Annotated in this window: 6 protein-coding genes and 1 pseudogene; 1 reads left to right on the top strand and 6 read right to left on the bottom strand. The window is 72.8% G+C overall.

Annotated features, from left to right (window positions below):
* Positions 1–188: 188 nt before the first annotated feature.
* The 4 genes from cofC to cofG all read right to left on the bottom strand — a co-directional run bounded on the left by cofC (position 189) and on the right by cofG (position 5,957).
* The gene (gene cofC, locus VIP82_RS11770) at positions 189–830 is read right to left on the bottom strand and encodes a 2-phospho-L-lactate guanylyltransferase (RefSeq protein ID WP_331908758.1); all 642 of its coding nucleotides are present in this window, start codon (positions 828–830) and stop codon (positions 189–191) included.
* A gap of 95 nt (positions 831–925) precedes the next feature.
* A complete protein-coding gene (gene fgd / locus VIP82_RS11765) occupies positions 926–1,939 on the bottom strand; it encodes a glucose-6-phosphate dehydrogenase (coenzyme-F420) (RefSeq protein WP_331908756.1) in 1,014 nt (337 codons plus the stop codon).
* Positions 1,936–3,528: a flavin-containing monooxygenase gene (locus VIP82_RS11760; RefSeq protein ID WP_331908754.1), complete on the bottom strand. Its 1,593-nt coding sequence runs from the start codon at positions 3,526–3,528 to the stop codon at positions 1,936–1,938. Before VIP82_RS11760 ends, fgd begins: the two co-directional genes overlap by 4 nt.
* Positions 3,525–5,957, bottom strand: a complete 2,433-nt coding sequence (gene cofG / locus VIP82_RS11755; RefSeq protein ID WP_331908752.1) for a 7,8-didemethyl-8-hydroxy-5-deazariboflavin synthase CofG — start codon at positions 5,955–5,957, stop codon at positions 3,525–3,527. The genes VIP82_RS11760 and cofG overlap by 4 nt, the downstream gene beginning before the upstream one ends.
* Positions 5,958–6,060: 103 nt before the next feature.
* Here cofG and VIP82_RS11750 point away from each other — a divergent pair, with 103 nt between their 5' ends.
* Entirely contained in the window at positions 6,061–6,525 is a 465-nt protein-coding gene (locus VIP82_RS11750) for a hypothetical protein (protein WP_331908750.1), read from the top strand.
* Positions 6,526–6,691: 166 nt separating this feature from the next.
* On the opposite strand, the gene VIP82_RS11745 is transcribed toward VIP82_RS11750, so the two are convergent.
* Complete coding sequence (locus tag VIP82_RS11745) at positions 6,692–7,510, bottom strand: ABC transporter permease (protein ID WP_331908748.1); 819 nt, start codon at positions 7,508–7,510, stop codon at positions 6,692–6,694.
* Positions 7,507–8,331 (bottom strand): annotated as a pseudogene (locus tag VIP82_RS11740) (hypothetical protein); the annotation flags it as partial. The pseudogene VIP82_RS11740 and the gene VIP82_RS11745, both read right to left, overlap by 4 nt.

The raw sequence follows: 8,331 nt of genomic DNA, 5'->3' as shown, positions 1-8,331 counted from the left end.
CATGCCGATGAACTGCATCGTCATGTCGTGGTCGACGACGCGGCGCCCGTCGCGCGAGCTCTCGGGCCGGAAGCCGCCGTAGTGCGCCCGCCACTCGTCGAGCCCGCCGATCTCCAGCACCTCGTAGTCGCTCATCACGCCAGGCTAGCGCCGTGGCGGCCGACCGGGCCGATCCCGGGCAAGGGGCGTCACGCCTCGGCCTTCGCGGCCAGCAGTGCGGCGGTGCGTGGGCCGAGGCCGAGCGCGGCGGCGGCCGTCAGCTGCGCGGCGGTGTCGACGTCGCGATGGAGGGTGGAGGCATCCGCGATCGGAAGCGCCTCACACCCCAGCGCGACGTGCCGCGCGAACGAGCCGTCGCCGAACGACGTCTCCCACGCGATCCCGGCACGTGCGGTCACCAGCGTCGAGCCCGTGCCCTCCGCGTCGGGCACGACAGTGCGGTCGACGGATGCCGCTGTCCGCAGAGCCTCGGCGAGATCCTCGGGTCGCAGAGCCGGAAGGTCGCCGAGGAGGGCCGCGCGCGGCATCCGTCCGTCCGGATCGATCGCCGCCACGCCCACCGCCACCGCGGCGTCGAGCCCGCCCGCCTCGCCCTCGGGAACGAACCGCAGAGCCGGGATCAGCGCCGCTTCGCGTGCGAGCGTCGCGTCGTCGGTGACGACGACGACCTGCGCGACGAGCTTGCAGGCGCTCGCCGCGGCGAGCGTGTCGAGCGCGATCGCGCGGGCGAGGTCGGCGCGGCCCACTCCCGCGACGTCGAGGCGGGACTTGGCGCGCGCCGAGGGCTTGACCGGGACGACCACGACCCACCGGGCGTTGCGGGACTCCACGGATTCGGGGTCCGAATCGACGAGAGAGTCCAGGTGAGACGTCGGCGACACCGATTCCGTGGAGTTCTGCCGCCGCCGCCGTCCGAACAGCGGGCTCACGCGCCGAACCGCGCGCGCAGCCGCGGCAGGATCTCCTCGCCGTACAGCCCCAGGAACGCGCTCTGGTCATGGCCGGGATCGTGGAAGACGAGGTGACGGAAGCCGAGCTCGATGTACCACGCGATGCGCTCGACGTGCTCATCGGGGTCGTCCGACACGATGAACCGCGACGCGGCGCGCTCGATCGGAAGCTGCTCGCCGAGGCGCTGCATCTCGATCGGGTCGTCGACGCCCATCTTCTCCTCGGGAGTGAGGGCGAGCGGCGCCCAGAACCGGGTCTTCTCCTGGGCGGCCTCGAGCGTCGCGTCGAGCGACACCTTCACCTCGATGAGGGTGTCGATCGCGTCGGCCGGGCGGCCCGCCTTCTCGAGGCCCTCGTGCAGCGCCGGCAGGAGCGTGTCGGTGTACAGCTCGCGCTTCTTGCCCGACGTGGTGATGAACCCGTCCGCGATGCGACCGGCGAGGCGGGTCGCGGCAGGGCCGGCAGCGCCGATGTAGATCGGCACCGGCTCGGGCAGCTTGTCGTAGATCGTGATGTTGCGGGCGTGGTAGTACGTGCCGTCGAAGTTGACGCGGTCCTCCGACCACAGCCGGCGGATGAGGCCGATCGCCTCCTTGAGCCGCTGGAACCGCTCGGGCGGGTCGGGCCACGCGATGCCCAGGTTCGCTTCGTTGAGAGCCTCGCCGGTGCCGACGCCGAGGATCACGCGGCCCGGATACATGACTCCGAGGGTCGCGAAGTCCTGCGCGACGACGGTCGGGTTGTACCGGAACGTGGGCGTCAGCACGGACGTGCCGATCAGCACGCGCGAGGTCTTCGCACCGAGCGCGCCGAGCCAGGGAACGGATGCCGGGGCGTGCCCGCCGTCGTGCAGCCAGGGCTGCAGGTGGTCCGAGATGAACACCGAGTCGAACCCGGCCTCCTCGGCCTGGATCGCGTAGTCGAGCAGCTCGGCGGGGCCGAACTGCTCGGCGGACGCCTTGTAGCCGAAGCGCAGCGGAACTGTCATGCGGGGCTCCCTTCGAGAGCAGGTTCGCGATCGGGACGCGGGCCCGGGTCCTCCCGGCGGGCGTGTGCGTCGCCGGGTGCGGGCAGGAATTCCGTGCCGTCGGCCCGGGCGAGCCGCTCGCGGAAGGCATCCACCGTGCCGGGCCACAGCAGGGCGAGCCGGCCCGAGCGCTCATCGACGTACCAGTTGCGGCATCCGCCGGTCATCCAGCGAGTGGATGCCGCCGCACGAGCGATCTCGTCGGTGTACTGCCGTTCCGCGTCGGGGTCGACGCGAAGCACCCGCCCCGAGCGGTCGTCGAGCACGCGGGTGACGTACCGCGCCTGCTCCTCGATCATGAGCACGGACGACGAATGACCCAGCGAGGCGTTCGGGCCGTTGAGCACGAAGAGGTTGGGGAAGCCCGCGACGACGGTCGAGGCGAACGCCGTCATCCCGCCCGCCCAGTGCTCGGCGAGCGTCTGGCCGTGCTCACCTGCGACGAGCTCGGCGTAGGGCTGGCGGGTCGAGGCGAAGCCGGTAGCGAGGACGAGCGCATCGATCTCGTGACGCGTGCCGTCGGAGGCGATCAGCGTCGAGCCCTCCACGGCGGCGAGTGCGGCCGGCACGAGCGACACGGCGTCGGATGCCACGGCGGGGTAGAACTCGTCCGAGAGCAGCACGCGCTTGCACCCGAACGCGTAGTCGGGGGTGAGCGCGGCGCGCAGCGCGGGGTCGGCGACCTGTCGTTCGAGGTGCGCGAGCGCCACGGCTTCGGCCTCCGCCGCGGCGGCGGAGTCTCCCGAGCGCGACGCGAAGCGCGCCTCGCCTTCGGCGTAGAGATCGGCTCGCAGCGCCTCGAGCGATGCGGGGTCCGTGACGAACCGGGCGCGGTCGGCGTCGGAGTACGCGTCCCCTCCTCGCGGCACGATCCATGCGGGCGTGCGCTGGAACAGCGTGACATGCGCCGCTGCGCGCGCGAGCTCGGGCACGATCTGGACGGCGCTGGCCCCGGTGCCCACGACGCCGACGCGTGCGCCGGTGAGATCTGCGGAGTGATCCCACCGCGCCGAGTGGAACAGGGGTCCCGGGAACTGCTCGAGGCCGGCGATCCGTGGGATCGTCGGCTCCGTGAGCCGCCCGCACGCGAGCACCAGCACGTCGGCGACGATGACGTCGTCATCGGTCTCGCCCGGGCGTCCGGATGGCGCGGCGTGGTGCCCGGGGGGCTGACGAGACGCGCCCGTGGGGGACGTGCTGATGCGCCAGACCGCGTGCGCGGCATCCCACTCGGCGCCCCGCATCGTCGTGCGCAGGCGAACCCGGTCGCTCAGGCCCTCGACTTCCACGACGTGCTCCAGGTAGGAGTGGATCTCGGCGCCCTTCGCGTACGTGCCCGACCACGACGGGTTCGGGTGCGCGGCGAAGCCGTACAGGTGCGAGGGCACATCGCACGCGACGCCCGGGTAGGTGTTGTCGCGCCAGGTTCCGCCGACGGATGCGCCGCGCTCGAGCACGAGGAAGTCCTCGCGGCCGGCGCGGCGCAGGGCCATGGCCATGCCGATGCCCGCGAACCCGGCACCGACGATCGCGACCTCGACGCGGGTCATCGCGTCGCCTGGCCGTACGTCGTGGTGCGCAGGCGGAACGGCCGGAACAGCCGCGCGACCATGGCGGCGGCATCCGTCGCCGGCAGTTCGAGACCGTGCTCGATGCCGGCCCCGGGCTTGACGCGGCCGTCGAGCAGCGTGCCGCCGAGATCGTCGCCGCCGGACTGCAGCAGGACCACGGATGCCTCGCGCCCGACCCGCGTCCACGGGATCTGCACGTGCGGAATGCTTCCCGACAGCAGCAGTCGCGACACCGCGACCATCGCACGGTGCTCGTCGAGCGACGCCCGGCCGGGGACGAGCGGCACACCGCCGGCGGGGCCAGGAAGGGGGATCGGCACGAACTCGCTGAACCCGCCGGTCTCGCCCTGGATCGCGCGCAGCCGCCGGAGGTGCGCGACGCGCTCGGCGGCGGTCTCGACGTGCCCGTAGAAGAGCACACTCGTCGAGCGGAAGCCGGCGCGGTGCGCCGCGGTGATGCCCTCGATCCAGCGCTCGATCTCGAGGTCGCCGGGGGCGACGAGGGCGCGCACGCGCTCGCTCAGCACCTTGACACCGGTGCCGGGCACGGTGTCGACGCCCGCCTCCCGTAGGGCGGCCAGAGCCGCGTCGAGTCCGAGACCGGAGCGGTCGGCGAGATCGCACACATCCTGCGGGCGGTACGCGTGGAGATGGATGCCGGGCGCCGCCGCCTTCACCGCACGCGCGATGTCGAGGTAGCCCGACGCGTCTTCCTCGGGCCGAAGGAGACCCTGCACGCAGAGCTCGGTGGCGCCGAGGTCCCACGCGTCGGCGACGATCGCACCGACGTCGTCGAGCGTGAACGTCGCCGGGTCGTCGATCGGCGCGGCACGGAGCCCGGAGGAGGTGAGGTTGCGGTTGACGACGAGCGTGACCGCTTCGCCCACGGTGTAGCGGCGCACGTCGTCGGCCGCCGCCGCAAGCACGTCGAGGTCGTCGCCTGTCGCTTCGAGCAGGCCGATCCACTCGGCGTCGTCGAGCGCGAGCGGGTCGGCTGCGGCGGCTTCAACGAGCTCGCGGATGCCGCGGCGCGCGGTGGCGCGCTTCGTCTCGTCGCTGCGCTCCTCGCTCAGCGACCGGGATTCGCGAGTGTCGTCGGCATCGTCCCCGGTCGCTGAGCGACCGCCGGCGAGACGGAGCGCGGGCGCGGCGGCCAGGCCGGTCGCGGGGTCGGCGAGAGCCGAGACGGCGGGACGCAGGTCGGAGTCGATCCACCTCTCGGCATCGAGGACGAACTCGGGCTGGGCGGTCAGACGCTCGCGCAGCTCGAATCCGAGCTCGGCCGTCATGCGGGCGAGGTCGTCGAGGTGCGGCCACGGACGCTCGGGATTGACGTGATCGGCCGTGAGCGGCGAGACCCCGCCCCAGTCGTCGGCGCCGGCGCGCACGAGCAGGCCGAACTCGGTGGGATCCGAGAGGTTCGGCGGCACCTGGATCCGCATGCGCGGCCCCATCACCAGCCGCGCCACGGCGACCGCGGCGACGTACTCGAGCAGATCGGCGTCGGGCGCCCCCTGCATCGCGGTGCGGGGCTTGGCGCGGAAGTTCTGCACGATCACTTCCTGCACGTGGCCCTGGCCGTCGACCATGTGCCGCTCGTGAGCGTCGCGGATCGCGACGAGCGACTCGGCGCGGTCGGCGGCGGTCTCGCCGATGCCGACGAGGATGCCGGTGGTGAAGGGCACGCGCTCGCGCCCGGCAGCATCGATCACCTCGAGCCGCAGCGCCGGATCCTTGTCGGGCGAGCCGAAGTGGACTTGCCCGGGCTCTTCGAACAGCCGGCGCGACGTCGTCTCGAGCATCATGCCCATCGACGGAGCGGTCGGCCGCAGCATCCGCAGCTCCTCCGCGTTCATGACGCCGGGATTGGCGTGGGCGAGCAGCCCGGTCTCGGCGGTCACCAGGCGGGCGATGTGGGCGACGTACTCGATCGTCGACGCGAACCCGTGCTCGTCGAGCCATGCGCGCGCCTCGGGCCAGCGATCCTCCGGGCGATCGCCGAGGGTCAGCAGCACCTCTTTGCAGCCCATCGCCTGCCCCTGCCGCACCACCGCGAGCACCTGCTCGGGCGACATGTACGCAGGCTTCCGCTTCTTCAGCAGCTGGCCCGGGGTGTCGACGAACACGCAGTAGTGGCAGCGGTCGCGGCACAGCGTCGTCAGCGGGACGAAGACCTTGCGGGAGTACGTGATCACGCCCGGGCGACCGGATGTCGCGAGCCCGGCATCCCGCAGCTCGCCGGCGATGGCGAGCAGCCGCTCGAAGCGCTCGCCGGTCGCGGCGAGCAGCGTCTCGGCGTCGGCCGCGTCGAGCCGCTCGCCCGCGGCGGCGCGCGCCAGCGCTGCGTCGACGGCGGCGGGAGAGGCCGCTGCGAGGGGCGCGGTGACGGAGGGGGACACGACGGTCACCGATCCAGTCTTGCACCGAGCGGAGACGTCGGGGTCGCGGATCGTTGCCCTCCCGTAAGCAAATGAGCCCGGTTCCCGGGCGACCCGCTGGCAGACTAGTCGCATGGTGACGCTGCTGCTCGACTCGACGCAGCTCGAAGTGGTGCTGTCGGTGTCGGAGCGCGCGCTGTCGTTCCGCAAGGGGAATGTCGTCCTCGAGCGGTCCACGATCACCAAGGTGCAGCTCACCGATGACGCCTGGACGTGGCTGCGCGGCTTCCCCAGCCCGGGCACCCACCTGCGCGGCGTCATCGCGATGGGGACGTGGCGCTCGGCGGGCGGCGACGACTTCGCCGTGATCCGCCGTCACCGGCCCAGCGTCGTGATCGACCTCGAGGGCCACCCCGAGTTCCAGCGGATCATCCTGACGACCCGCCACGGTCTCGCGCTCGTGCAGGCGCTGCGCGTCGAGGTCGCCGCGGAGGCCGCAGACGTCGTCGAGATCGCGGCCGAGACCGGCACCATCCCCGTCGTGCCCGAGAAGAAGCCGCGCACGCGCAAGAATCCCGCGCCCGCTCCCGCCGTCTGAGACCGCCGTCGCCCGCGCGCGGTCCAGGTTCGGCCGTTTCGGGATGCCGCGATCCTGCGTTTCCCGGACCCCTGCCGCTGTTCAGATCACTGTCGGCCGCGCGCGGTCCGGGTTTCGCAGGTTGGTTGCGGCCGGAAGCTGCGTTTCCTGGACGGGAGCGGCTGCGTCAGCTGACGTCGCGGCGCCAGCTGACCAGGTGGCCGACCACGACGAACACCACCGCGTAGCCGAGCAGCACGAGGCCGCCCACCCACCACTCGAGCGGTTCGGCCGAGCCCTGCGGCATGCTCGCCGACAGCACGCTCGCTCCCACGAGGGCGTCGCTGGCGGCGCCGGGGAGAAAGCGCGTGTAGTCCGACAGCCCCTCGACGAACGCCGCGGCGGTGCGGCCGATGGGCTCGACGAACTGCGTGAAGACCAGCACGCCGACGATGGCCCCGACCTGGTTGCGCACCAGGGCGCCCACGCCGACGCCGATGAGCGTCCAGAGGACGTAGGCGAGCAGCATCCGTCCGAGCATCGTCCAGGTGTCGACCGACGTGATCTCGGTCTCGAGCCCGAAGCCGGCGAGGAAGGCGGCCGACGTGCCCAGCGCCGCCACGATGCCGATGACCCCGAGCACCACGCCGATGAGGACGCCGACCGCGAGCTTCGCCGCGAGCACCCGGCCGCGGCGCGGGGTCGCGAGGAACGTGGGGGTGAGCGTCTTGTGGCGGAACTCCGCGGTCACCATGAGGGTGCCCACGAGAAGAGGGAAGACGTACCCGACGGCGGTGGCCGTGCTGTAGAGGGTCGCGGCCAGCCCTTCCTCAGGGAGCGGTGGCGCGTCGCCGGGGAGCGAGCCCGTCGCCGCCGCGGCGAACACGAAGCCGAGGGCGGCCGCGGTGAAGGCGACGTAGGCGAAGAGGACGATGGCGAGGATCCACCAGATGCTGGTCGAGAACAGCTTCGTGGTCTCGGCGCGCGTCGCTGCGGTCAGGCTCATCGGTCGCCCCCTTCCTGGTCGACCGACTCGCGGTCGTCGTCGGCCACGCGCTCCTGGTCACCCTCGGAGGGGACGGATGCCGCGTCCGGCGTCGGTGCGACCGGCTCGGCCGCGTCGTCGGTCGCGGCTTCGGAGGGCTCGGTCGCCGCCGCCTCTTCGTCGTCGGCGTTCTCGAAGGCCGCGGCCTCCGGCGGGATCCAGGGCTCGGGGTCCGGCTCGGCACTCGGGTCTGGCGGGGCCGGCTCGTCCTCGGGCGTGGCGTCGCCGGAATTCTCAGGATCCGAGCCTGCGCTGGGGCCGAGGTCGGTCGGGTCGGCGTCGGCGCCGGTGCCGGTGCCGGCGTCGCTCGGGTGCTCCGGTTCCGCATCCGCGCCGGAGGCGGATGCCGCATCGGCCTCGCCGTCGGGAACGGCGCGGGGATTGCCGTCGGCGTCGAACGCCGCGAAGAAGGCGTCGGCCTCGACATCGGAATCCGTCTTCACGTAGTGCTCCCACGGACGGTCGTCGTCCGCATCGGCGGGCTCGGGGGTCGAGAGCTCGTCGTCGATCTCGCCGAGGGCCTCGACATCGGGATTCGCGTCCTCCGGGGCCCAGGGATCGTCGGCGGCGTACCCGCCGGACTCCTCGGCGGTCGCTCCCGGCTCCTGCTCGGCGTCGTCCTGCCGGCGGTCGATCGGCTCGGGCTCCGCCGGCACCTGCCCGGCGGCGGGAACGATGTCGATCACCCCGGTGCCGGCGACCGCGTACGACGACGGCGCGGACGCCGTCAGCGTCGGCTCGGCAGCGGCCGGCAGGTCTTCGCCGGCGCCAGCGTCGTGCGC

Origin of the sequence: Microbacterium sp., from assembly GCF_036566905.1 — a bacterium.
In the GTDB taxonomy this organism is placed as follows: Bacteria; Actinomycetota; Actinomycetes; order Actinomycetales; family Microbacteriaceae; genus Microbacterium.
This window is presented reverse-complemented; position numbering and strand designations above follow the sequence as displayed.